Annotated in this window: 19 protein-coding genes and 3 pseudogenes; 5 read left to right on the top strand and 17 right to left on the bottom strand. The window is 67.9% G+C overall.

Annotation, left to right across the window (positions count from 1 at the left end):
* Positions 1-36 precede the first annotated feature (36 nt).
* From mftD to mftA, 7 genes are read right to left on the bottom strand one after another with little or no spacing between them, the layout of a single operon-like run.
* Positions 37-1,275, bottom strand: a complete 1,239-nt coding sequence (mftD, locus tag ACFQBT_RS03160) for a pre-mycofactocin synthase MftD (RefSeq protein WP_377820340.1) — start codon at positions 1,273-1,275, stop codon at positions 37-39.
* The gene (gene mftF / locus ACFQBT_RS03155) at positions 1,256-2,269 is read right to left on the bottom strand and encodes a mycofactocin biosynthesis glycosyltransferase MftF (RefSeq protein ID WP_377820339.1); all 1,014 of its coding nucleotides are present in this window, start codon (positions 2,267-2,269) and stop codon (positions 1,256-1,258) included. Before mftF ends, mftD begins: the two co-directional genes overlap by 20 nt.
* Entirely contained in the window at positions 2,200-2,730 is a 531-nt protein-coding gene (locus tag ACFQBT_RS03150) for a hypothetical protein (protein WP_377820338.1), read from the bottom strand. The genes mftF and ACFQBT_RS03150 overlap by 70 nt, the downstream gene beginning before the upstream one ends.
* Positions 2,731-2,735: 5 nt before the next feature.
* Complete coding sequence (locus tag ACFQBT_RS03145; RefSeq protein ID WP_377820337.1) at positions 2,736-3,515, bottom strand: mycofactocin-coupled SDR family oxidoreductase; 780 nt, start codon at positions 3,513-3,515, stop codon at positions 2,736-2,738.
* Positions 3,512-5,470 (bottom strand): mycofactocin radical SAM maturase, encoded by a 1,959-nt coding sequence (gene mftC, locus ACFQBT_RS03140; RefSeq protein WP_377820336.1) that lies wholly within the window; start codon positions 5,468-5,470, stop codon positions 3,512-3,514. Before mftC ends, ACFQBT_RS03145 begins: the two co-directional genes overlap by 4 nt.
* Positions 5,467-5,751, bottom strand: coding sequence for a mycofactocin biosynthesis chaperone MftB (gene mftB / locus ACFQBT_RS03135; RefSeq protein WP_377820335.1), 285 nt, complete (start codon positions 5,749-5,751; stop codon positions 5,467-5,469). Before mftB ends, mftC begins: the two co-directional genes overlap by 4 nt.
* Positions 5,736-5,849: a mycofactocin precursor MftA gene (gene mftA, locus ACFQBT_RS03130; RefSeq protein WP_377820334.1), complete on the bottom strand. Its 114-nt coding sequence runs from the start codon at positions 5,847-5,849 to the stop codon at positions 5,736-5,738. Before mftA ends, mftB begins: the two co-directional genes overlap by 16 nt.
* A gap of 306 nt (positions 5,850-6,155) precedes the next feature.
* On the opposite strand from mftA, the gene mdo reads away from it, so the two are divergent.
* From mdo to mftM, 4 genes and pseudogenes are all read left to right on the top strand, one after another.
* A complete protein-coding gene (mdo, locus tag ACFQBT_RS03125) occupies positions 6,156-7,448 on the top strand; it encodes an NDMA-dependent methanol dehydrogenase (protein ID WP_377820333.1) in 1,293 nt (430 codons plus the stop codon).
* 82 nt (positions 7,449-7,530) lie between these two features.
* Positions 7,531-8,889: an AAA family ATPase gene (locus ACFQBT_RS03120; protein WP_377820332.1), complete on the top strand. Its 1,359-nt coding sequence runs from the start codon at positions 7,531-7,533 to the stop codon at positions 8,887-8,889.
* 443 nt (positions 8,890-9,332) lie between these two features.
* A pseudogene (locus tag ACFQBT_RS03115) lies at positions 9,333-10,145 on the top strand (VWA domain-containing protein); the annotation flags it as partial.
* 118 nt (positions 10,146-10,263) lie between these two features.
* On the top strand, positions 10,264-11,190 hold the full coding sequence (gene mftM, locus ACFQBT_RS03110; protein ID WP_377820331.1) for a mycofactocin oligosaccharide methyltransferase MftM: 927 nt from the start codon (positions 10,264-10,266) through the stop codon (positions 11,188-11,190).
* Positions 11,191-11,193: 3 nt separating this feature from the next.
* Here mftM and ACFQBT_RS03105 read toward each other — a convergent pair whose 3' ends face one another.
* The 8 genes and pseudogenes from ACFQBT_RS03105 to rpsL all read right to left on the bottom strand — a co-directional run bounded on the left by ACFQBT_RS03105 (position 11,194) and on the right by rpsL (position 21,298).
* The gene (locus ACFQBT_RS03105) at positions 11,194-11,868 is read right to left on the bottom strand and encodes a MadR family response regulator transcription factor (protein WP_377820330.1); all 675 of its coding nucleotides are present in this window, start codon (positions 11,866-11,868) and stop codon (positions 11,194-11,196) included.
* Positions 11,868-13,286 carry a sensor histidine kinase gene (locus tag ACFQBT_RS03100; protein ID WP_377820329.1) on the bottom strand — a complete coding sequence of 473 codons (1,419 nt, stop codon included), beginning with the start codon at positions 13,284-13,286 and terminating at the stop codon, positions 11,868-11,870. Before ACFQBT_RS03100 ends, ACFQBT_RS03105 begins: the two co-directional genes overlap by 1 nt.
* Positions 13,283-14,430, bottom strand: a pseudogene (locus ACFQBT_RS03095) (iron-containing alcohol dehydrogenase). The gene ACFQBT_RS03100 and the pseudogene ACFQBT_RS03095 overlap by 4 nt, the downstream one beginning before the upstream one ends.
* A 181-nt stretch (positions 14,431-14,611) precedes the next feature.
* Positions 14,612-16,702, bottom strand: a complete 2,091-nt coding sequence (locus tag ACFQBT_RS03090; protein WP_377820328.1) for a S53 family peptidase — start codon at positions 16,700-16,702, stop codon at positions 14,612-14,614.
* 213 nt (positions 16,703-16,915) lie between these two features.
* Complete coding sequence (gene tuf, locus ACFQBT_RS03085) at positions 16,916-18,112, bottom strand: elongation factor Tu (protein ID WP_377820327.1); 1,197 nt, start codon at positions 18,110-18,112, stop codon at positions 16,916-16,918.
* Between the two features lie 91 nt (positions 18,113-18,203).
* Positions 18,204-20,317 (bottom strand): annotated as a pseudogene (gene fusA / locus ACFQBT_RS03080) (elongation factor G).
* Positions 20,318-20,453: 136 nt separating this feature from the next.
* On the bottom strand, positions 20,454-20,924 hold the full coding sequence (gene rpsG, locus ACFQBT_RS03075; protein ID WP_291520840.1) for a 30S ribosomal protein S7: 471 nt from the start codon (positions 20,922-20,924) through the stop codon (positions 20,454-20,456).
* On the bottom strand, positions 20,924-21,298 hold the full coding sequence (rpsL, locus tag ACFQBT_RS03070) for a 30S ribosomal protein S12 (protein ID WP_109683731.1): 375 nt from the start codon (positions 21,296-21,298) through the stop codon (positions 20,924-20,926). Before rpsL ends, rpsG begins: the two co-directional genes overlap by 1 nt.
* Positions 21,299-21,733: 435 nt before the next feature.
* Between rpsL and ACFQBT_RS03065 the strand changes: the two genes are divergently transcribed.
* The gene (locus ACFQBT_RS03065) at positions 21,734-22,201 is read left to right on the top strand and encodes a GtrA family protein (RefSeq protein ID WP_377820326.1); all 468 of its coding nucleotides are present in this window, start codon (positions 21,734-21,736) and stop codon (positions 22,199-22,201) included.
* A 31-nt stretch (positions 22,202-22,232) separates the two neighbouring features.
* Here the strand turns inward: ACFQBT_RS03065 and ACFQBT_RS03060 are convergent, their stop codons facing one another.
* Positions 22,233-23,018, bottom strand: a complete 786-nt coding sequence (locus tag ACFQBT_RS03060) for a glycosyltransferase family 2 protein (RefSeq protein WP_377820325.1) — start codon at positions 23,016-23,018, stop codon at positions 22,233-22,235.
* The gene (locus ACFQBT_RS03055; protein WP_377820324.1) at positions 23,011-23,700 is read right to left on the bottom strand and encodes a class I SAM-dependent methyltransferase; all 690 of its coding nucleotides are present in this window, start codon (positions 23,698-23,700) and stop codon (positions 23,011-23,013) included. Before ACFQBT_RS03055 ends, ACFQBT_RS03060 begins: the two co-directional genes overlap by 8 nt.
* Positions 23,701-23,763 lie beyond the last annotated feature (63 nt).

Below are 23,763 nucleotides of genomic sequence, written 5' to 3'. Positions count from 1 at the left end.
CCTGCCCGCAGGAGCGTTCGCACTGCGGACGGATGCTCACCCGGCCGCGACCGCTTCGGCGATCCGGTGTTCGACCTGCTCAGGCGGCTCCTGTGCCTCTCCCGGTACGCCGAGCGCCCGGGTGAACCCGTCCGGCACCAACACATCGGAGGGTCGCAGGTCCTTCACGTCAGCCTTGCCCAACCCGCGCAGCGCCGAATCCAGGCCGCCGTTCAGCACGTCGAGCACGTTCTCGACCCCCGGCTGGCCGCCGGCCGCCAGACCCCACAGGTACGCCCGGCCGATCAGCACCGCCCTGGCACCGAGAGCGACCGCCTTCGCGACGTCGCTTCCCCGGCGGACGCCGCCGTCGAGCAGTACGTCGATCTGGTCACCGACGGCATCGGCGACCGCGGGCAGGCAACGGATGCTGGCGGGGGTCCCGTCCAGGTTGTTGCCGCCGTGGTTGGACACGGAGATGCCGTCCACCCCCGCATCGACCGCGCGCTGGGCGTCGTCCACCCGGCACACGCCCTTGAGCAGGAACGTGCCGCCCCACTCCTGCTTCATCCAGGCGATGTCCTGCCAGGTGGGCGGCGGGGTCTGCATCCACTCGTAGTAGGCCTCGAAGAATCCGGGCGCGGGCTGCCCCGGTTCGGCCAGGTTCGGCGTCTGCAACTGCGGCGGTCGGCCGGTCCTGGCGAATTCGAGGAACCACTTGGGCCGCAGCAACGCCTCCGGCGAGCGCGTGACGATCGTCTTGAGGTCCATCGACTGCGGGATGATCGGGCTGCCCCAGTCACGGCCGTTGGAGAAGGACCAGTCGGTCGTCGCGATCAACCCGACCGCGCCGGCCTCGCGGGCCCGGGCCATCCGCCGGGCCATCTGCTCGCGACTGCCCATCCAGTACATCTGGAAGAACGTCTGGCCGTTCGCGGCGGCTACCTCCTCGATCGGCTTGCTGGCAAAGGAGCTGAGGCCCATCGGGATTCCCCTCGCCGCGGCCGCGCGGGCGACCGCCACCTCACCCTCGGGGTGCACCGCCTGCACACCCGTCGGGGAGATCATCACCGGCATCGCTGCGGGTTGACCGAGGAAGCTCGTAGCCAGGTTGCGCTCCGGCGTCGAGCCGACGACGTGCGGAGCGAAGCCCAGCTCCGCGAACGCCGCCGTGTTGTCGGCGTAGGTCGTGCCCTTCTCCGATCCGGCGAGCAGGGCCTTGTAGACCGAGGACGGCAACCGGCGCTTGGCGCGTTCCTGCGCGACGGCGACCGTCTCAAACCACTTGTGTGCCATGGGTTTTCTCCTTCTGCGGGGTCTTGGTCGGTGATGCCTGGCCCCGGCGCCACGGCCGGGTCCAGACGGGAAGCAGCGCTCGGATCGACCGGCCGCGCAGCGCGCCGGCCCAGACCCCGAGCCCGTAGGCGAGGTCATCCGCGCGGTGCAGCAGCAGGTACGTCGCGGGGTCCAGGTCCGGGCGTACCCGGCGGTAGTCGGCGATCCCTTCCGCGAGGGCGGCGACGACGATCCCTCGCCGGGCACGCCGGGACACCAGCGCGGCAATGGCGGCCAGCGGCCAGTGGTGCCGGGTGGCTGCCCCGGCGAATTGCCAGCCGGTGGCCACCAGAGTCATCGCCGTGAGGTTCGCTCCCGTCGCCAGTCGCTGCTGCGGCGATGGTGCGCGGGCGGCCATGAGACCCAGGTGCGCTCCGGCAGCGATCACGGCCACCGGTACCGACCATCGGCGTTGCGCGACCAGTGCGCCTACGGCGGTGGCGCACAGCGGATCGAGGCGCAGCGGTGCGACGAGGTCACCGTGGCGGCGGGCCAGCTGGTCGGCGCCGGTGCCGTAGAACGCTTTACGCTCCAGCCAGGCCATGGCCTCGACCCGATGGTCGTGACGGACACTGCACTGCGGCACGTAACGCACGCTCCAGCCGCCCGCGACCACCCGCCAGACCAGATCGACGTCCTCGGCGACGTGCATCGTCTCGTCGAATCCGCCGCCGAGCGCAGCTACGCGGGCCATCAACACCGCACTCGGCAGGTAGGACACCCGCGTCGCCGGAGCGACCCGGCCGGGCCCGCTACCCAGGTCCAGCGAGGATCGCGCGGCTTCGTAGTGCGCCACGCTGCCGGCTGCGGGACTCAGCGGCAGACCGAGGATGCGGGGCCCGGCGACCGCGACAGCAGGGTCGAGAAACTCGCGCCGCAGCCGGGTCAGTGTGCCGTGCTCCACGACGATGTCCGAGTCGATGAAACACACGTACTCGGTTGCGACATGGGCCAATCCGGTGTTCCGTGCCGCCGCCGGCCCCGCGACTGCTCGTGCCTGTGGACCGGCCTGCCGAGCGCCACCAGGGCGCTGGGGTCGCGTGAGCCGTCGTCCACGATGATCACCGGAACCTGCGGCGGCAGCGTCGCGATCAGACGACGGACCTGCTCGGCCCGATCCCGCACCGGAATGACCACGGTGACGTCCGACGGGACCGCTCCCGGTTCATCACCCCACACCGGGTCGGCCAGTCCGTGGTCGAGCAGTGAGCGCGCCAACCGGGCGCCGGCGCGGTCGTCCACGACCAGGTCGCGGCGCTCGGCCAGCAGCTGCATCGCTCTGGGACGCAATCGGACCTGGGTACCTGATGCGGTGTCGAACAGGACCTCGCCGCCGGCGCACCGGATCACCGACTCAGCCAGCTCCACCCGCATTCCGAGCGGCGGCAGTTGCGGGAGCACCCGTCGCGCGGTCATGACGCTCACAGCGTGAAACCCCCGTCCGCATGCAGGACACTCCCGTGCAGGGCAGGCCCGCTGAAGCAGGCCGTCTCCACCAGGGCAGCGACTTCGTCGGCGGCCAGCGCCGCACCGGTTGTCTGACTCTCGGCGAGCGCGGAAACGTCGGTCAGCCCGTAGATCCGTGCGGTCTCCGCCAGCATCTTCGTGTCCATCGAACCCGGCGACACCGCCACCGCGGTCACCCCGGTCCCCTTGAGGTCGGCGGCCAGGCCACGCACCAGACCGAGGACGGCGTGTTTGACGGTGCAGTACGCCGACAGGTGCCACAGACCGCGATGGGCGGCGGCTGAGGCAACGGCCACGAACGCGGCGTCATGACCCTCGCCGGCGGCGGACAGCAGCTGCGGGACCGTCACTGCAGCGGTCTGCCAGACACTGCGAACGTCGTTGTGCCACAGACGTTCCAGTGTCTGCGAGTCGGTTTCCCAGAGTGGCTGGCCACCTTCGATCGTCGCAGCGGCAGCGACCACGGCGACCAGCGGCCCGTGTCGGTCGACGGTCCGCTCGACGACGGCGGCCAGCTGCTCCCGGTCAGCGGCATCGATCACCGCGATGCTCACATCATCGGAGAGCTCCTGCAGCGCAGCCAGATCCGCCGTTGTGGCCCGCGGATAGCCGTCCGGGGCAACCACGCCCTCCAGGGCGTCGACGGCCACGACGTGCAGCCCGCGGTCCGCCAACCGCCGGGACACCGCCGCACCCAGTCCACGGGCGGCACCCGTCACGACCGCCGTGCTCACGGCACACCCACCGGACAGGCGCGCAACTGGCCGTGCTCGTCGACGTCGGGTCGGCGTACCCGGTCCAGGACATCGGCCACGGCCGCGTCGAGCAGCGCCGCACCCTCCGCCGCGTTCGCGCCCACCGGATCACCGAGGACGCCGCTCGGCGTCACCGCCCTCAACCCGCCCGATCGCAGCCGGTCCATCAACTCGGCGACCGGGGTGAGGACTCCCGGAGCCGCGAGGTCCATCCGGACGACGTCGGGTTGCAGCGCCAGCATCATGCTGGTCTCGGCCCGGCCGGCGTGCGCGTCCGCGTGCGGGATGACCACCGGCACCCACGCCACGGCCCGACCCTCGTAACGCAGCCGTTCGACGGCGCGCACGATGGGGACCCCGTTGCCACCGTGCGCGTTGACGAAGATCACCGATCCGGCCCAACGACAGGCGGAGCGGCCCAGTTCGAGCAGGAGCAGGGACAACGCGTCCTGACCGATGGAGACTGTCCCGTCGAAGCCCTCGTGCTCCCCCGAAGCGCCGTACGCCACCGCGGGCGCCACACTCACCCGATGCCCCTGCTCCTGTAGCGCAGCAGCCACCCGAGCGGTCACCGACTGGGCGATGACCCCGTCGGTGCCCAGCGGCAGGTGCGGACCGTGCTGCTCGACCGAGCCCACGGGGACCAGCAGCATCGGGGCACCGCCGGTGGTGACCTCGGGTGACTTCGCGACGCACAACGTCGGCACGATGGAGCGGCGCATCGCCTCAGAAGCCGCCCATTCCGGCCAGGGGTTCTCATCACAGGAGCGGGACGGCGGCCGGCGCTGCAAGGTCAGCGGCACGGGCTCGTTACGCACCGGACCGGCGTGCGAATGATCTTGCGAGGGGGACGGCCGACCGGCCGGGTCGACGCCCTGCAACGGGATCGCGCCGTTGCCCTTGACGCACTCCGGATCCGGGCCGTCCAGGGGCAGCCCCGTGAAGAACTTGGCCGCCATGCAGCCGCCGCGACAGGAGTCGTAGGCCGAGCACATCGAGCAGGCACCGCCGGTCTGCGGCTCGCGCAGCTGCTTGAAGAGCGCTGAATCCTGCCACACCGCAGCAAAACCCGCGTCCCGGATGTTCCCCGCCTTGAACCGGTCGTGAATGGCGAACGGGCACGCGTAGACCTCGCCCACCGGGTCGACCAGGCACACCACCCGCCCGGCTCCGCACAGGTTGAGGCCGGGCAGCGCCTCGCCGTACGCCGACAGGTGGAAGAACGAGTCACCGGTGAGCACGTTGTCACCGTTGGCCACCAGCCAGTCGTAGAGTTCCCGCTGCTGCTCCGGCAACGGGTGCAACTCACCCCAGGTGTCCGCACCGCGACCGGCCGGCCGCAGCCGGGTCAGGCGAAGCTGTGCGCCGTACCGGTCGGCGATGGCTTTGAAGGTGTCCAGCTGGCCGATGTTGTGCCGGGTGCACACCACCGAGATCTTGGTGTCGGTCATGCCCGCGTCGGCCAGGTGCCCGAGCGCCTCGAGCGCCTTGTCGTAGGTACCGCGTCCGCGCACGGCGTCGTTGACTTCTGCGGTCGCGCCGTCCAGGGAGATCTGCACGTCGAGGTAGCCCGTCGAGGCGATCCACTTCGCACGAGCCCGATCGATGCGAAAACCGTTGGTGGAGAACTTGACTCCCACCTGGTGGTTCACGGCGTACTCGACGATCCGCCAGAAGTCCGGTCGCACGGTCGGCTCGCCGCCGCCGATGTTGACGTAGAAGATCTGCATCCGCTGGAACTCATCGATCAGCTCCAGGCACTCCTTCGTGCTCAGCTCCCGCGGGTCCCGGCGGCCGGAGGACGACAGGCAGTGCACACACGCCAGGTTGCACGCGTAGGTCAGTTCCCAGGTCAGGCAGATGGGCGCATCCAGCCCACGCTCGAACTGGTCGACCAGCCGGCCCGGCGACGGAGGGGATTCGAGGATGGTCATACCGCAGCTCCTTGGGAGGTCAACATGCCGCTACCGGCGAGGCGGCGCAGCGCGGTCAGATACAGGTCCCACTGCTCGCGGGGGACCGCCGCACTCTCCAGTGCGGCCTGGACGTCGGCGCTGGCGTCGAGAGCCCGGACGACACTCACAAACTGCGGCGTCTTCAGGAAGCTCAACCGACGGGTCGTGAAGTCGTAGGCCAGCGCCCCGAAGGGCTCGGGCCGCAAGGCCACCGTGGCGCTCAGACGCCAGCGCTCGTGCAGCATCAGTACACGCCGCACATTCCGTCGATGGAGACGTCCTCGATCAACGCCTCTTCGGCGTCTTCCTGGACGTTCTCCGGGGTCTGCACAACTTCGGTCGGATCCAGCTCAGCCATGATGGCGTCCTTTCCTTGGGTGCTCTCACGCTAGGCACCCGGGACCCTCGACGGCACCGGCTGGCAGGTCAGTTCGACCTACCCGTTCGAAGAGGAAAAGCTCTGCGCCGCAGCGCCTCCCGCGACCTTGTCGCAGGGCACCTACCCGGTCGGACAGGTGATGACATCACGCCCGGGTAGGTGGGTCCCGCATGGCCGGACGGTCTTTGCGTCCTGGTCTGGTCCCGCCGGCAGGCAGCTACCTAACGTGCGGAGTTGTTCACATCCACTACGGACGAATGACCCGTCTCGACGAGGAGGCCCACGGTGCAGGTTGAAGAGCTGCTCAAACCGTTCCCCATCAAGGAGTTCCACCCCTTCCCCCGCGCCCTCATGGGTCCGGGTTCACATGAGCTGATCGGCCCGGAGGCCCTCAAGCTCGGCTTCAAGAAGACCCTGGTCATGACCTCAGGGCTGCGCGGCACCGACATCGTCCACAAGATCGTGGAGTCGATGAAGTACCACGGCCTGGAGGTCGTGGTGTACGACAAGGTCGAGTCCAACCCCAAGGACTACAACGTGATGGACGCCGTCTCGCTGTACCAGGAGAACAAGTGCGATTCATTCGTTTCCATCGGCGGCGGATCGTCGCACGACGCGTGCAAGGGTGCCCGGATCTCGGTGGCTCACGACGGACGCAACGTCAACGAGTTCGAGGGCTTCAACATGTCCGAGAACCCCAAGAACCCGCCGCACATCGCCGTCTCGACCACGGCCGGTACGGGTTCGGAGACCTCGTGGGCGTACGTCATCACCGACACGACCACGGACCCGGACAACCCGCACAAGTACGTCGCGTTCGACGACGCGTCGGTGACGTCGCTGGCCATCGACGACCCGGTGCTCTACTACGACTGCCCGATCGACTACACCGCCCAGTGCGGCTTCGACGTCCTCGCGCACGCCAGTGAGCCCTACGTTTCCCGGTTGAACTTCGCGCCGTCCCTGGGCAACGCTCTCTACGCGGTGAAACTGACCAACGACAACCTGCGGGCCGCCGTGTGGAACGGGCAGGACCTGCCCGGCCGCGAGGGCATGATGTACGCGCAGTACATCGCCGCCCAGGCGTTCAACTCCGGCGGTCTGGGGATCATCCACTCCATCTCGCACGCGGTGAGCGCGTTCTACGACACCCACCACGGTTTGAACAACGCGATCGCGCTGCCCCGGGTCTGGGCGTTCAACATGTCCGCCAACTTCAAGCGGTACGCCGAGATGGCACCGGCCATGGGCGTGGACACCCACGGGATGACCGACGTGCAGGCCGCCGACGCTGCGCTGGCCGCCGCGATCCGGCTGCTGCGCGATGTCAACATCACCGAGAAGTTCACCGACGTCAACGAGGACACCTACTCCAAGAACCGCCTGGGCAAGGGCCCGACCGCGTTCTACGAGAACGCCCCCGTGATCAAGGGTGACGCCGCGGACGTGGACCGCATCACCAATCACGTCCTGGGTGATGCATGTACGCCGGGTAACGCCCGCGAGTGCACGTTCGAGACCGTGCGGCCCGTCGTGGATCACTGCATGAACGGTGATCTGGACGACCTGCTCGTGTGAGAACCCGCGGTGGGCCGACGTCGTCGTGCGTCGGCCCACCGCTTCCTGCACCATCCCGCATCAACGCCGATCAGGAGGAGCCGTGAGCATCGCGATGCGCGAACCCGACACCAGCACAGACGATTTCGAGGACGTCCAGGACACCAAGGAGCGTCTGGCGGACGTCGGCTACCTCGCCGATGATCAGCTCGCGACGACGGTCTTCCTGCAGAGTCGCCTGGACAAGCCGTTGCTGGTGGAGGGCCCCGCGGGCGTCGGCAAGACCCAGCTCGCGTCGTCCTTGGCGCAGGCCACGGGACGACGCCTGCTGCGACTACAGTGCTACGAGGGCCAGGACGAGACCAAGGCGCTCTACGAGTGGGACTACGGCAAGCAGTTGCTCTACACCCAGATCCTGCGCGAGAAGATCGGCCAGCTGGTCGCCGACACCGACACCCTCTCCGAGGCCGTCGACCGGATCGCCGCCCAGGACAGCGTCTTCTTCTCCTCCCGCTTCCTGGCTCACCGGCCGTTGCTGGAGGCCCTGGTCTCCGACGAACCGTGCGTGCTGCTGGTCGATGAGATCGATCGCGCCGACGAGGCGCTGGAAGCCGTACTGCTGGAACTGCTCGCCGAGTTCCAGATCTCCATCCCCGAGATCGGGACCGTGCGGGCGACCCACATCCCGCTGGTCATCCTCACCTCCAACAACACCCGTGATCTGTCCGCGGCCCTCAAACGCCGCTGTCTGCACCTGTTCGCGGACTATCCCGCCGCCGACCGGGAGCTGGACATCATCCGCTCCAAGGAGACCGGGTTGTCGGATGCCCTCGCCGCTCAACTGGTGCAGGTCGTCCGGGGCCTGCGCTCACTCGACCTGCGCAAGGCACCCAGCATCTCCGAGACCATCGACTGGGCCCGCACGCTGGCGGTCCTCGGTGCCAGCGAGCTGACCGCGTCGCTGTTGTCCGACACCCTGTCCGTCGTGGTCAAGTACGACCGGGACATCAAGGTCGCCCGAGCCGCGCTACCTCGTCTGATTGACCCCAACGCCGAAGTACCGCAAGAGGTTCCGGGCCATGGTCACGGACACGGACACGGACACGGACATGGCCACGACCACGGGCCGACGCACAGCCCCGCCGACGCGCCGGCCGAGCCGGACGGTGCCGCCGTACGCCGTGCCAAGGACTCCCCGGCCGGCACGACGAGGGCTACTACGGCGGGGCGAAACCGCCCGGCAAAGAACCCCAGAAGGCCACGAGCGACACCGCCCGCGCCGCCCGCAAACGAGCCCTCTGATCCGGCATGGAAGGCGCCGTCCACCGGTTCGTCCGGCTCCTGCGCTTGTTCGGGGTGCGGATCAGTGTGTCCGAGACGCTCGACGCGATCAGCGCCGCCGGTCAGCCGGGTGTGCTCGCCGATCGTGAGCTCACCCGCTGCGCGCTGCGCGGCACCCTGATCAAGGACCGCCGCGATCTGGAGACCTTCGAGCGGGTCTTCGACGCCTTCTTCGCTCTGCGACCGGTGTTCGAGGAGCAGGAGGAGCACGGCCACGCCCACGACGATCTGTCCGACACCGGCGACGTCGAGGCGTTCACGTTGTCCGACTCCCCCGGCGACAACCCGGAGCAGGGCCACTCGCACGGCAAACCGGACGACATCCGGGACTTCTTCAACCCCGAGGACCTGGCCCAGCAGTACAACCTGCATCAGGAGGCCAACAAGGTGGACCTGGCGGCCAGCACCCAGGAAGTGGTGCTGTCCAACCAGCAGGGCACGCTGCAGGAGGAGGCCGCCCGCCTCCAGCTGTCTACCTCACGCCTGCACAACCCGGGGCTGCCCGGAGCTCTCAGCAGCAAGCCCGGACTGGAGCTGGACACGGAGCTGTCAGTGGCGCAGGAGATGGCCCTGCTCGGATGGTTGGGCGAGGCCGATGACGTGGATGAAGCCGCCGACAGCGACGACCCGGCCGACCTCAAGGCGATGCGCGAACAACTGGCCCCGTTGCTGGAGGCGCTGCCCGAGAGTCTGCGTCGTCACCTCCAGCAACTGCTCGACGGTGAAGCCGAGATCGAGTTGCGCGAATACGAGGCGGCCCAGGCCGAGAACATCGACGAATCCGAGCGATTCACCATGGAACTGGCCATCCGGCGGATCCTGCACAGCCTGCACGGATCGCCGCGACCGCGCCGCGCCGTATCCACCCGCGGCACCGTTGACGGCCGGCGCACGATGCGGGCCAGCATGCGGTACGACGGGATCCCCTTCCGGCCGGTCACCGTGGCCAAAGTGCCCGACCGGCCGCGGCTGGTCGTGCTGGTCGACGCGTCGTTGTCGGTGCGCGCGACGGCCCGCTTCACCCTGCACCTGGTCCACTCGCTGCAGAGTCTGGCCACCTCGGTGCGCACCTTCGTCTTCGTGGACCGGGTCGTGGAGGTGACCGACCTGTTCGCCGACCACCGGATCGAAGAGGCGCTGTCCCTGATCATGGCCGGCCTGCCCGCCGGAGGACTGATCGATGTCGACGCCGATTCCGACTACGGCACCTCGTTCGAGGAGTTCCTGGACGAGTACGGCTCGGCCCTGACCCGGCGCAGCACCCTGATGGTCCTCGGTGACGGTCGCGGCAACGGCCACGATCCGGGCATCAACGCCTTCGAGGAGATGGCCCGCCGGGCCCGGCACACGATCTGGCTGACCCCGGAGCCGCGTTACTCCTGGAGCCTGGGTCGCTGCGACCTGCCCCTCTACGCGGAATTCTGTGACCGGGTCCAGGTCGTGCGCGGACTGACCGGCCTGGAAGACCTGTCCCACACCATGGCGGTAGCCCCCGATGAGCCCGGCCGTCGCCGGTGCACAGCGACCCATCGACCCGTTCGCAGAGCTGGTCGACGGCAGCTACCAGGACGAACTGGTCACCGTTGCCCGGCAGGGTGCCAACCCCGTGTCGAAGGGCGCGCCGGTGGCACGGACCCCGCACTTCGACGTCAGCGGCGACGGTCAGCACCTGTGGGTCCGGCACACGCTGCGCGATGACGAGATCGATGAGGACCTGACGGGCCTGCTGCAGAATCAGCTGTTCGAGCCGGGCTGGGTGCGCGGCGGCGATCTCTTCGAACGCCTGTTCGCCGGTGTGGTCCGCACCGCGGACCCGGACCCCGGGCGGGCTTGGGAACTGTACTACCGCAACACTATTCGTCGTATCGAGGATCTGCTGTCCACGCCGTCGGTGTTGGGCCGGGTCCGCGGCGGCATCGCCGACTTCGTGCCCGTCTACCAGCACGCGTTGCAACGCATCGTCGGCCGGGATGTCGTGGAGGTCGGCGCCTGCTTCGGATTCCTGTCGCTCTTGGCGGCACGCCGCGGACGACGGGTCACCGCCGGGGATCTGTCACCGGGGACGGTCCGGCTGCTCTCCGCGATGGCCGGCCGCCTCGACGTCGCGCTGGACACGTTCTGCGGCGACGCCGCGGCCCTGCCCCTGGAGGACGACAGCGCCGACACGGTCCTGTTGGTGCACCTGCTGGAGCATCTCGACGACGAACACGGCGCGCGGGCGATCGCCGAGGCCCTGCGAGTTGCCCGACACCGGGTCGTCATCGCCGTGCTGTTCGAGGAGGAGCCTGACGAGGCGTTCGGTCATCTTCGGTCACTGACCTTGGAGGACCTGCAGCACTGGGGCGAACGTGCCGGGCTGCCTTTCCGGGTGCATGAGTTCCACGGCGGCTGGCTGATCATCGATCACACCGCCACGTGTTGATCCTCAGATGACCCCGAGTTTGCTTGCGGCGTAGACCGCTTCGGCCCGCCGGGACACGCCCAGCTTGCGCAGGATGTTGCCGACGTGGAACTTCGCAGTGGTCTCGGAGATGAACAGCCGGGAGCCGATGTCCTTGTTGGACAGCCCGTGCGCCAGCAGCACCAACACCTCCCGCTCCCGGTCGGTCAGTTCGTGCTGTTGCCCCGGGCTGGGCGCGTTCAGTCCGCGAACCATCGCCGCGGCGCTGTGCGCGTCGAAGGCGCTCTCGCCGCGGTTGACATCCCGGATGGCCCGCACGAGGGCGGAAGTATCGACGTCCTTCACCACATACCCGCGCGCGCCGGCTCGGACCGCTTGCAGGACCAGCGCGTCGTCGAGGAACGTGGTGAGTACCAGCACCCCGACCTCCGGGTGGTCGTCGGACAGTTGCCGGCACAGGTCCAGGCCTTCGGCGTCCGAAGCGGTCGAGAGCTTCAGATCGAGTACGACGACCTGCGGCCTGGCGCGCGCCACCACGACCATGGCTTCCGCCGCCGTCGCTGCCTCGGCGACGATCCTGAAGTCCGGCTCCCGCTCCAGGATCGAGCGCACTCCCTGCCGCACGATCGCGTGGTCGTCCACCAGGACGATGTCCACCGTCGCCACCGTGGTCCCGTTGGCTGGGTCCAATCCGGCCATCACGCAGTCCTTTCCGCGGTCGACGCGATCTGCGCCGGCTTCCGAAGTAGTTGTCCGACCAGACCGGCGTCGCTGTGGCCGCGGATCGGTAGAGGCAGCTTGAGTTCCACCCGCACGCCGCCGATCCGGGCCCGGCGGAAGCCGATCGAGCCACCCAGCCTGGCCATGCGCTCCTGCATGTTGGCCAGTCCCCGGTGGCGTCCGTCCCCTGCGCTGCGCGCCGAAACCCGCAGATGCCGCCGCAACGCAAGCGGATCGCCACGGCCGTTGTCGGCAACCGTCACGATCAGCAACTTCGGCCGGTAGCGGACCCGCACCACGACCCGCGTCGCGGCGGCGTGGACTGCCGCGTTGAACAGCGCCTCACCGACCGCCCGGGTCAACTCGTGATGGACGTCCTCTGCCAGTTCCACCTCATCGCCCTCAACACGCAGCGCGGTCTCGAACGAACCGGTGTGCTGGTCCAACAGCGCGTCCAGCAACTCCGGCAAGGTCCGGACGGTGTCCGAATGCGGTTGGTGCAGAGCGTAGATCGCCTGTCGCAGCTGCTCAACGGCGCTGGCCGCCAGATCCCGGGCCACCGCCAGCTGGTCGTGGATCGGCACCGCCGGCTCGCCGAGGGCATCGGCATCACGGCGCGCGAGCTCGACCGCCATCCCGACCGACAGGACCTGCTGACTGACCGTGTCGTGCAATTCCCGGGCGATCCGGTGCCGCTCCTCGTCCACCAGCTGCCGCTGACCGGCGACGACCAGCTGGCGCTCGGCCACGTGCAGTGCGGCCGTCCGCTCGGCGAGGAACCGCGCCTGGATCGCCGTCTGGTCGTTGAGTTGCTGGGCGCGCCGGTGCAGGGCCAGGCCGGATTGGTACTGCTCCGAGGTGTGCAAGGACACCGCCGCCTGACTGGCCAGGATCCGCAACACAGCAAGGTCCTCCCCCACGTCACCGCCGGTGTGCCGGTGGAGCACGGATAGTCCACCGATCGGCGTACCCTCCAGGGTCATCGGCACCCGGACCCATTGCCCTGTTCCCGTCCGCTCAGGGCCGGTCTCCCGCCCGCCGGCGCACAACCGGGCGACCTCGGCGCGGATGTGCTCCGGCAGCTCATCGACCGTGCTGGCGGTCAGTCCCTCGGCGTCGTGCACGATCAGCCGCGGCCGGCTGCCCGGCAGGGCTCCGTCGGCCAGCGCCAGGACCGCCCATTCCGCCGACCAGTGCTCTCGGGCGGCCCGCACGACCTCCTCGAGCAACCCGCGCGGACCTTCCACCGTGCGCACCAGGGCCCGCGAGATCGAATCCATCGCCGTGACCGCGCGGGCCAGGCGTTCGTCAGAGCGCTGCAGTTCCCGGTAGTAGGACCGTTTGCCCGATCTGACACCGGTGAGCGACTCCAGATCACGCTGTTGCGAGGGGGTCATAACGCCGCCCGGAACAACATCTCCAGGTCGTCCTCGTCAGCGGCCCGTGGATTGGTGGTCAGGCACGCGTCGTCCAGTGCGGTACGCGCCAGCAGGCGGCAGTTGTCCTCGGTCACCCCGAGCACCTTCAGGCCGCTGGGAACCCCCACCTGATCGGCGAGCGCCCGGATCCGGTCGGCAAGCCAGTCCGCCGCCACCGACGCGTCCGTCTCCTGACCCGACAGCCCGAACGCGTGGGCGAGGGGCAGGAACCGCTCGGGCGCCTCGGCGGCATTGAAGCGGACGACGTGCGGCAGCAGGACGCCGTTGATCACTCCGTGCGGTGCGTCCAGGAGGCCCCCACCTGGTGGCTCATCGCATGGGTCGCCCCGAGGATCGCGTTGCTGAACGCCAGCCCGGCGGACAGGCTCGCCTCAGCCATCCCGCGGCGTGCATCCATGTCGTCCGGACGCTCCATGGTGTCGCGCAGGTGCTGGCCGACCAGCCCGACCGCCGACACGGCGTGCAGGTCAGCGAGCGGGTTGTGAGCCAGCGAGACGAAGGATTCGATGCCGTGCGTCAGGGCGTCCAAACCCGTTGCGGCATTGAGCCATTCGGGCATGGTTTGCAACAGGCGCGGATCGGTGATCGACAGGTCCGGCACCAACGCCCGGCCCATGACCGTGATCTTGACCGATCGTTCGGTGTCGGTGACGATGCAGAACTGCGAGACGTCGGCGCCCGTGCCGGACGTGCTCGGGATCATCATCAGCGGCGGGATCGGGTTGGTCATCCGATCGACGCCGCGGTAGTCCAGGATGTCCCCGCCGTTGCCGGCCAGGATCGCTACGCCCTTGGCCGCGTCCATGACCGAGCCGCCGCCGATGGCGACGATCACGTCCGCGCCGCGATCGACGTACGCCGCGTGCGCCGCCCGGATCTCGTGGTCCTTCGGGTTGGGCGTCACCTCGGTCCACAGACTCGCCCGCAGGCCCGCATCCGCCAGGTGCCCCAGGAGCTCGCCGCTCCAGCCGGCCTCGACGATGCCGGGGTCAGTGACGACGAAGGGCGCTCGCGCCCCGAGCCGGGCCGCCGCGAAACCCGCCTCGGCGAGCGAACCGGGGCCGAAAACGATCTCGGGTGCGTGGAATTTGGACAGGGACACGTGCGGGACGACCTCCCGGGATGCACGTCAGCGGGCAGTAATGTGACGTTAGTCACTGAGAGGTTGCAGGAGGGTTGCATCCGCTTCCCGGGCGCAACTGCCCGGATCCGCGTACGCCGAAGGGCCGGCTTGCGTGCGCAAACCGGCCCCAGCGTGGGACCCGGGGGTCCCGTCGGATCAGCTACCGCAGCGGCTTGGCCACGGTCACCGGGCCGGTGTGCTTGGTGCCGCCACCGCCGCCGTGCGCGCCGACGAGCGACTTGCTGCCGGTCACTCCGGCAAAGAAGCTCACCCCGTTCGGGCTGCCCACACCGGTCACGTCGTCGTAGCCCTTGCGGGTGAAGATCGTTCCGGTCTGGTTGATCGTGCGGGCGGTGGTCACAAGACCGTCGCTCGCGTCCACCCCGTTGGCGAAGTCGACCCGCACCACTGCGTCGGTGACGCCCTGATGGTTCACGTCGGTGAACGCCGGTGTGCCGGCGAGCTTGTACAGCTTCGGGTTCAGGAAGCCCAGTGGGCCGCCGTTGGCCTGGTTGGCGACCGCGACCACGCCGGCGAACAACGGGCTCGACAGCGAGGTTCCACCGATGCGGTACTCGGAGTACTTCGTGGTGCCATCCGGGAAGGCCTGCGTCTCGCCGACCAGGAACCCGGTCTGCGGGTCACCGACCATCGCCACGTCCGGGACCGCGCGGTAGGCGCCGTTGCCGAAGTAGTTGCTGATCGACGTCGGCACCACGCCCTGCTGGTACTTCGGCTGCTTGAACAGCTGGCTGGTACCGCCACCACCGCCGTACACGTACGCCGGCGGGAGCGGAGTCCAGGCGCCGTCCTTCAGCGTCGACTTGCCCGTGCCCCAGCCCTGCTCCCAGCCGTAGCCGCCGGACTGGGTGACTGCCAGGGAGGTGCCGCCGACCGCGGTGACGTAGGGGTCGGATGCCTCGTAATCGACGGTGCGCGTCCCGGTGTTGGCGATCTCGTCGCCGTTGTCACCCGCGGAGAACAGCAGGCTGATGCCTTCGCCGGCGGCCTGCATCGCGGTCTGGTGGTCCTCGGCGACGTCACTGATCGACGTCGGCTCACCGGAGAAGCCGTACGAGTTGCTGATCACCTGGGCCAGCTGGTTGTCGACCACCGTGTTGACCGCCGAGTTGAGGTCGTAGTCGCCGCAGCTGGCCGCACCGACGTAGAGGATGTTGGCCTGCGGCGCCGTCGCGTGGACTGCTTCGACGTCGAGGGTCTCCTCGCCGTACCAGCCGTTGCCGCCGCACTCGTCGATCGAGTTGTACGACGCGGGCAGGGACTGGCTGAACTGGTAGCTGCGCAGCGGGTGACTGGGGTCGTTCTTCTTCGCGTAGTTCGTCGCGTCCTTCAGAATCGTCGGCGAGGCGAAGGCGTCGACGATCGCGACCGTGGCACCGCGGCCGTCGTAGCCCGACTGCAACATCGTGTCCTCGCCGTAGGCACTGCGGATCTGCGGCGGCTTGTAGCCGCAGACGACGTACGGCATCGGGTTCTTGACCCCCGGCAGGGTTGGCACCGAGGTGGCGCTCTTCTGGCCGTAGTACGACGAGCAGGGGCCGGAATTGACGAACACGTCGGGCGGCCCGGGCAGGGTGGTGTCGCTGGTCACCTTCGTCATGCCGCGCAGACCGTCGGTACTCACCGAGTTGGTGGATCCGGTACTCGACTGCGGCGTCGCGCGAGCGGTGCTGTCCAGACCGGCGACCCCAGCGACCAATGACCCCAGGCTGGCCGGGATAGTGAGCGCGGTGGCGGGGGCGGTCTCCGTGCGGCCCTTATAGCGGAAATGGCTCATCGACGTCCCGAAGGCGCTGTTCACGGAGGCGGTGGCACCCGACACCATCACGTAGCGGTGGTTGGCCGGGATCTGCCCAACCTTCAGGCCCTGGCTCTTCAGCCAGCTCGTCACCTGTTTCACCTGCGCGTCGGTCGGGGCGAATCGGGACCGCCACTGGGCGGCGGAGACGAATTTGCGGTAGTTCGCACTGCTGGGGTCTGAGACGGACTGCGCGAGCGCCTCGGCACCTGCCTCGTCGCGCAGATTCAGCACCACCTTGAAACTCAGGCCGGTCGTCGACGGGACGGCGCCGACGCGCGCGGCCTGGGCGGCCCAGGCCGGTTTGCCGTTCAGAACGTGTCGGCCGCCGGTTTCGGCGGCGTTGGCTACAGAGGGGACGGCGAATGCGACAGCCAGGACGGCGGTTGAGCCGGCCGCGACCGCGACACGCGCGGGGAGAGTACGACGCATGGGGCGCCTTTCAGGACGTAGATCTACCGGAAATGTTGCGGCCGGGATGGTGGCCGCAAGCATCTTCGATCCTGCGCTGGTCCTGTTACCGGCAACGCTTCCGCCACCTGCCAACATGCTGCCAACTCCCTGGGAAAACCCTGGGTACGCCGAAAGGCCCCGGGAGAACCCGGGGCCTTCGGCGCGATCAACGGCGGGCGGACCCGCCGGTCATCACTTGAGGATCTTGGTGACGCGACCCGCGCCGACGGTACGACCGCCTTCACGGATGGCGAACTTCAGACCTTCGTCCATGGCGATCGGCTGGATCAGCGTGACGGTCATCTCGGTGTTGTCACCGGGCATCACCATCTCGGTGCCCTCCGGCAGCTTCACGACACCGGTCACGTCCGTGGTCCGGAAGTAGAACTGCGGACGGTAGTTGTCGTAGAACGGCGTGTGGCGCCCACCCTCGTCCTTGGACAGGATGTAGACCGATGCCTCGAACTCGGTGTGCGGGGTGGTGGTCGTCGGCTTGGCGATGACCTGACCGCGCTCCACGTCCTCGCGCTTGATGCCGCGCAGCAGCAGCGCGGCGTTGTCGCCGGCCTGGCCGCTGTCCAGCATCTTGTTGAACATCTCGATCGAGGTGACCGTGGTCTTGGCGGCCGGGCCCTCGCGCAGGCCGACGATCTCGACCTCCTCGTTGACGTTCAGGACACCGCGCTCGATACGGCCGGTGACGACGGTGCCACGACCGGTGATCGTGAAGACGTCCTCAACGGGCATCAGGAACGGCTTGTCGGTGTCGCGCTCCGGGTCCGGGATGTACTCGTCCACGGCGTCCATGAGGTCCTCGACGGACTTGGCCCAGATCGGGTCGCCCTCGAGCGCCTTCAGCGCCGAGACCTTCACGACCGGGACGTCGTCGCCCGGGAACTCGTAGGTGGACAGCAGCTCGCGGACCTCCATCTCGACGAGCTCGATGATCTCCTCGTCGTCCACCATGTCCGCCTTGTTCAGGGCGACCACGATGTAGGGAACGCCGACCTGACGGGCCAGCAGCACGTGCTCCTTGGTCTGCGGCATCGGACCGTCGGTCGCGGCCACCACCAGGATCGCGCCGTCCATCTGGGCGGCACCGGTGATCATGTTCTTGACGTAGTCAGCGTGACCCGGGCAGTCAACGTGCGCGTAGTGACGCTTCTCCGTCTGGTACTCGATGTGCGCGATGGAGATGGTGATACCGCGCTGCTTCTCTTCCGGAGCCTTGTCGATCTCGTCGAACGCGAACTGGGGGTTCAGGTCCGGGAACTTGTCGTGCAACACCTTCGAGATCGCAGCCGTCAGCGTCGTCTTGCCGTGGTCGATGTGACCGATGGTCCCGATGTTGACGTGCGGCTTGGTCCGCTCGAACTTGGCCTTACCCACTTGGGGTCCTCCTTCAAGGACTGGTTTCTAGCGCCGGGGCGGCGCCGGTTGGTTTTCTTTCGTTACCGGTTGGCTGACAGGCGTACGCCTGTCACTCGCCCCGGACTTTCTTGATGATCTCGTCCGCGACATTCTTCGGAACTTCCGCGTACGAATCAAATTGCATGGTGTAGTTCGCCCGGCCCTGGGTCTTGGACCGAAGGTCCCCGACGTAGCCGAACATTTCCGACAACGGCACGACCGCGCGAACGATCTTGGCGCCGCTGATGTCCTCCATGGCCTGGATCTGGCCGCGGCGGCTGTTCAGGTCGCCGATGACGTCACCCATGTAGTCCTCAGGGGTGCGCACCTCGACGGCCATCATCGGCTCCAGCAGGACCGGGTCGGCCTTGCGAGCAGCCTCCTTCAGCACCATCGAACCGGCGATCTTGAACGCCATTTCGGAGGAGTCGACGTCGTGGTAGGCGCCGTCGACCAGGGTCGCCTTGATGCCCACCAGCGGGTAGCCGGCGAGGACACCGAGCTGCATGGCGTCTTGGATGCCGTGGTCGACCGAGGGGATGTACTCCCGCGGGATACGACCACCGGTCACCGCGTTGACGAACTCGTAGAGCTCGCCCTCGTGGGTGTCCAGCGGCTCCAGGGTGACCTGCACCTTGGCGAACTGACCCGATCCACCGGTCTGCTTCTTGTGCGTGTAGTCGTACTTCTCCACCGCACGGCGGATCGTCTCGCGGTAGGCCACCTGCGGCTTACCGATGTTCGCCTCGACCTTGAACTCGCGGCGCATGCGGTCAACCAGGATGTCCAGGTGGAGTTCGCCCATACCCTTGATGATCGTCTGGCCGGTTTCCTCGTCGAGCTCGACCTGGAAGGTCGGGTCCTCCTGGGCCAGCTTCTGGATCGCGACGCCCAGCTTCTCCTGGTCGCCCTTGGTCTTGGGCTCGATGGCCACGGAGATAACCGGCTCCGGGAAGGTCATCGACTCCAGGACGATCGGGTTGGCGATGTCGCACAGGGTGTCACCCGTCGTGGTGTCCTTCAGGCCGATCGCCGCGTAGATGTGCCCGGCGACAGCTTCCTCGACCGGGTTCTCCTTGTTGGCGTGCATCTGGAACAGCTTGCCCACGCGCTCCTTACGACCCTTGGTCGAGTTGAGCACCTGGGTGCCGGCCGCGATACGACCCGAGTAGACGCGGATGAAGGTCAGCGACCCGAAGAACGGGTGCGCGGCGATCTTGAACGCCAGCGCCGAGAACGGCTCGTCGACGCTCGGGGCGCGGGTCAACTCGACCTCTTCGTCGCCCGGCTTGTGACCCACCATCGGGGGCACGTCCAGCGGCGAGGGCAGGTAGTCCACGACCGCGTCCAGCATCGGCTGGACACCGCGGTTCTTGAACGCCGAGCCGCACAGGATCGGGTAGAGCTGCGAGGTCACGGTCAGCTTGCGGATGGCGCCCTTGATCTCCTCGACGGTGAGGTCTTCACCTTCGAGGTACTTCTCCATCAGGGCGTCATCGGCCTCGGCCACGCGCTCGACGAGGGCCTGGCGGTACTCCTGGGCCTTGTCCTGCAGGTCGGCCGGGATCTCCTGGATCTCGTACTTGGCGCCCAGGGTGACGTCACCCTTGGCGTCACCGGGCCACACCAGCGCACGCATCTCGACCAGGTCGACGACGCCGACGAAGTCGTTCTCCGCGCCAATCGGCAACTGCAGCACCAGCGGCTCAGCGCCCAGTCGGTCCTTGACCGTCTGCACGGTGAAGTAGAAGTCGGCGCCCATCTTGTCCATCTTGTTGACGAACGCGATGCGGGGCACGTCGTACTTGTCGGCCTGACGCCACACGGTCTCCGACTGGGGCTCGACGCCCTCCTTGCCGTCGAAGACGGCAACGGCGCCGTCCAGGACGCGCAGCGAGCGCTCCACCTCGACGGTGAAGTCCACGTGACCCGGGGTGTCGATGATGTTGATCTGGTAACCGTTCCAGAAGCTGGTGACGGCCGCGGAGGTGATGGTGATCCCCGCTCCTTCTCCTGGTCCATCCAGTCGGTCGTGGAGGCGCCGTCGTGCGTCTCACCGATCTTGTGATTCACGCCCGTGTAAAAAAGGATGCGCTCGGTCGTCGTCGTCTTGCCGGCATCGATGTGCGCCATGATGCCGATGTTGCGGACCTTCTTCAGGTCGGTCAGCACGTCCTGTGCCACGTTGTCTCTTCTCGTCTCGCTCGGTGTGTGAGTGATGTGAAGTCAGGGGAGGTACGGCGAGTGGTCGCCTGGGCGGCCACGCGGCGTACCGTTCGGTCCGGCCGGCGGGCGGTGACCCACCAGCCGGACCGTCGGGTCACCAGCGGTAGTGCGCGAAGGCCCGGTTGGACTCAGCCATCTTGTGCGTGTCCTCACGGCGCTTCACCGCGGCACCCAGGCCGTTGGAGGCGTCGAGGATCTCGTTCATCAGGCGCTCGGTCATCGTCTTCTCGCGACGCTGGCGCGAGTAGCCGACCAGCCAACGCAGCGACAGGGTCGTCGCGCGGTTCGGCTTGACCTCGATCGGCACCTGGTAGGTGGCGCCGCCGACGCGGCGGGACTTGACCTCCAGCGACGGGCGGACGTTGTCCAGCGCGCGCTTGAGGGTGACCACCGGATCGGTGCCGGTCTTCTCACGGCAGCCCTCGAGAGCGCCGTACACGATGCGTTCGGCCACCGACTTCTTGCCGTCCAGCAGCACCTTGTTGACCAGCTGGGTCACCAGGGTGGAGGAGTAGACGGGGTCGTTCAGCAGCGGACGCTTGGGAGCAGGACCCTTGCGAGGCATTACTTCTTCTCCATCTTCGCGCCGTAACGGGACCGGGACTGCTTGCGGTTCTTGACACCCTGGGTGTCCAGCGAACCGCGAATGATCTTGTAGCGCACACCCGGCAGGTCGCGCACACGACCGCCGCGGATGAGCACCATCGAGTGCTCCTGCAGGTTGTGGCCCTCGCCGGGGATGTACGCGGTGACCTCGATACCCGAGGTCAACTTCACGCGGGCGACCTTACGAAGCGCCGAGTTCGGCTTCTTCGGGGTCGTGGTGTAAACGCGGGTGCACACACCGCGTCGCTGGGGGCTGCCCTTCAGGGCCGGCTTCGTGGACTTCGTGACCTTGTCCTGCCGACCCTTGCGGACGAGCTGGTTGATAGTAGGCAACCTGTTGTCTCCGTAATCGTCGAATCTTGTCTGTTCGCTTGTCGCGGTGCGTGCTCGGACGCTCCGCGACCGGAACTCCTTGAACTCACCTCTCCGACCCCCGCGCTCGGGCGTGTCGGTTCGGCGTCCTCCCCCGCACTTCCGGTTGAATCCAGGGAGCGTGACGCGCCAGACCTCAGCGCATCTGCCAAGCTTGCCCCCCGCCCGACTGCCCGGCGAGAACGTGTGGTGGTCTGATGCCCCGGACCGATCCGCCAACCGGCCGATCAATGGCAGGGCAGGGCAGAGCCCACGCACGATTATTAAGTCTACTGCCGCCTGCAGAAGCGGCCAAATCACCGCCACGGACGCCTGCATCGGCGCCCCGATCACGCCGTACCGTCGGCCGGCTCGGCGTCCCCGCTCACAGCCGGCACATTGTTACCATCGTTGTTCGTGACAGTTGACGCTTCAGTAAGCCCCGAAACGGGTCGGCGGCCCGATTTCTCCCGTCTGGTCCGGTTCGCTGTCATCGGGTTGCTGGGTCTGATCACCGATGTCGGCGGCTTCAACGTCCTGCGCTATCTCGGGCCGGACGGGCACGGCGTCATGTATCACTACGTGTTGGGCGCCAAGTTCATCTCCAGCACCCTGGGCGTCGTCGTCGCCTGGCTGGGCAACCGCTACTGGGTGTTCCCCGACACCCGGCGCGACAAGCTGCACCACGAGTTCGTCGCGTTCACGGTGGTCTGCATGATCGGCGTCGCGATCAGTCTGGTGTGCCTGTGGATCTCGCACTACCTCATGGGGCTGACCAGCCAACTGGACGACAACGTCTCGGCCAACGTCATCGGCCTGGTCCTGGCCACCGCGTTCCGGTACTGGGGCTACAAGCGCTTCGTCTTCACCGGCACCAGACCGTAGCCCGACCGGCGTCCCGTGCGCCGGTGCTCGGTCAGTCGGCGGCGACCGTGTCGCGGTGGCGGCGCACGACCTCGCTGATCTCGTCGGCGGGGATGCGGCCGTCGCGGATCCGCTTGCTCTGCAAGCGCATCCGGGCAGCCATACCCATCATCCCGAACCCCAGCGAGAGTGTCTTGCCCAAGTCACCGGTCACCGCTGACACGCCGACCCGCTCGTGATAGTTGACCGGGACCTGCACCACGTGAGCGCCGTCGACCAGGGCCAGCAGCATCATCTCCAGCCCGTACGCCGATCCGGTCGTCGTCGAGCGCGCCAGGATCTTCTCGACCTGCTCGCGGGTCATCACCCGGAAGGTGCAGCCGACGTCCGACAGCGACGGGGTGTTGTAACCCACCTCGATCATCTTCGCGACCGCCCAGTTGCCCCACCGCAGGAACCAGCCCATGTTGGCCCGCTCCCAGATGAAGCCGGAAACGGTTCGCGACCCGATGACGACATCGCACTCGGGGAGGAACGCCACGAGTTTGCGCAGGTCCTTGGGGTCGAACGTGCCGTCCGGCTCGCAGACGACGATGAGGTCGCCGGTCGATTCCAGCAGCCCGCGCTGGATCGCCGCGCCGTACCCCTGGGTGGACTCGAAAACCTCGCGGCCACCGGCGGCCGCGATCTCCTCGGAGGTTCCCGGCGCCGCGTTGTTGTTGACGGCGATGACCTCGTCCACCTCCGGCATCTCCAGGAAGCCCCGGATGCAGGCGCCGATGCTGTCCTTCTCGTTGTAGGTCGGCAGCACCACCGACAGCGTGCGACCGTCAATCATCGCGGCGACCCGTCGCGGCGATGGCGAGCATCTGCCCGGCCATCGGCTTGATCGGCGACCGCAAGTACCACGGCACCAGGAACGACAGGTTGGCCCCCGACGACTTCATCGTGAACGGCATGAAGCGGGCGAACACCTCCTCGACCTCGAATCCGCGCGAGGTGAGGTAGTCGCGCAACGAGACGTCGGTGAACACGGCGACGTGGGTGAAGTCGTCGAAATAGCGTTTGTAGCTCAGCCGGAAGTTGGGCTGCAGCAGCATCAGCCGGCCCCCGGGACGCAGTACCCGGGCCGCAGCGTCCAGCAGCCGGTCGGCCTGCTCCCGGTTGAGGTGCTCCAGGAGATTTGAAGCGAAAACGACGTCGAAACTGCCCGCTTCGAACTGCGACAGGTCGGTGCAGTCACCGACCACCGGCTCGACGTGCGCTGCCGCGGCCTGCCGCACGGTCGGGCTCAGATCCATGGCGACGACCCGACGGGCAGTGACCTGGTTGGCGAAGTCGCACCAGCCGGCGCCGAGTTCGAGCACAGCCCCGTCGGCGGGAATCCATCGCGAGAGATACTCGGTGAGGTGTCGCCACACCTTCGCCCGGTTGGGGTCCTGCGCCAGCCGGGTCTCGAAGTACCCGGGAATGTAGCCCTCCGGCGACTCCTCAGGGTTGTCCGGTTCAAGCGCCGTCACGTCTAGGTCCGAGGACAATCGCGTTCTCTCAGTGTCGGTCCGATGGTGAGCGTGAGGACTCTA

This window comes from Branchiibius cervicis, from assembly GCF_042661605.1.
Lineage (GTDB): Bacteria > Actinomycetota > Actinomycetes > Actinomycetales > Dermatophilaceae > Branchiibius > Branchiibius cervicis.
Note: the sequence above shows the minus strand (reverse complement) of the source record. Positions and strands in the feature narration are given on the sequence as shown.

Excerpts from the sequence above, each read along its gene's own strand:
- mftD (WP_377820340.1), bottom strand. The coding sequence starts at position 1,275 with ATGGCACACAAGTGGTTTGAGACGGTCGCCGTCGCGCAGGAACGCGCC.
- ACFQBT_RS03150 (WP_377820338.1), bottom strand. The coding sequence starts at position 2,730 with ATGACCGCGCGACGGGTGCTCCCGCAACTGCCGCCGCTCGGAATGCGG.
- mftC (WP_377820336.1), bottom strand. The coding sequence starts at position 5,470 with ATGACCATCCTCGAATCCCCTCCGTCGCCGGGCCGGCTGGTCGACCAG.
- mftA (WP_377820334.1), bottom strand. The coding sequence starts at position 5,849 with ATGGCTGAGCTGGATCCGACCGAAGTTGTGCAGACCCCGGAGAACGTC.
- mftM (WP_377820331.1), top strand. The coding sequence starts at position 10,264 with ATGAGCCCGGCCGTCGCCGGTGCACAGCGACCCATCGACCCGTTCGCA.
- ACFQBT_RS03105 (WP_377820330.1), bottom strand. The coding sequence starts at position 11,868 with ATGGCCGGATTGGACCCAGCCAACGGGACCACGGTGGCGACGGTGGAC.
- ACFQBT_RS03100 (WP_377820329.1), bottom strand. The coding sequence starts at position 13,286 with ATGACCCCCTCGCAACAGCGTGATCTGGAGTCGCTCACCGGTGTCAGA.
- ACFQBT_RS03090 (WP_377820328.1), bottom strand. The coding sequence starts at position 16,702 with ATGCGTCGTACTCTCCCCGCGCGTGTCGCGGTCGCGGCCGGCTCAACC.
- rpsG (WP_291520840.1), bottom strand. The coding sequence starts at position 20,924 with ATGCCTCGCAAGGGTCCTGCTCCCAAGCGTCCGCTGCTGAACGACCCC.
- ACFQBT_RS03060 (WP_377820325.1), bottom strand. The coding sequence starts at position 23,018 with ATGATTGACGGTCGCACGCTGTCGGTGGTGCTGCCGACCTACAACGAG.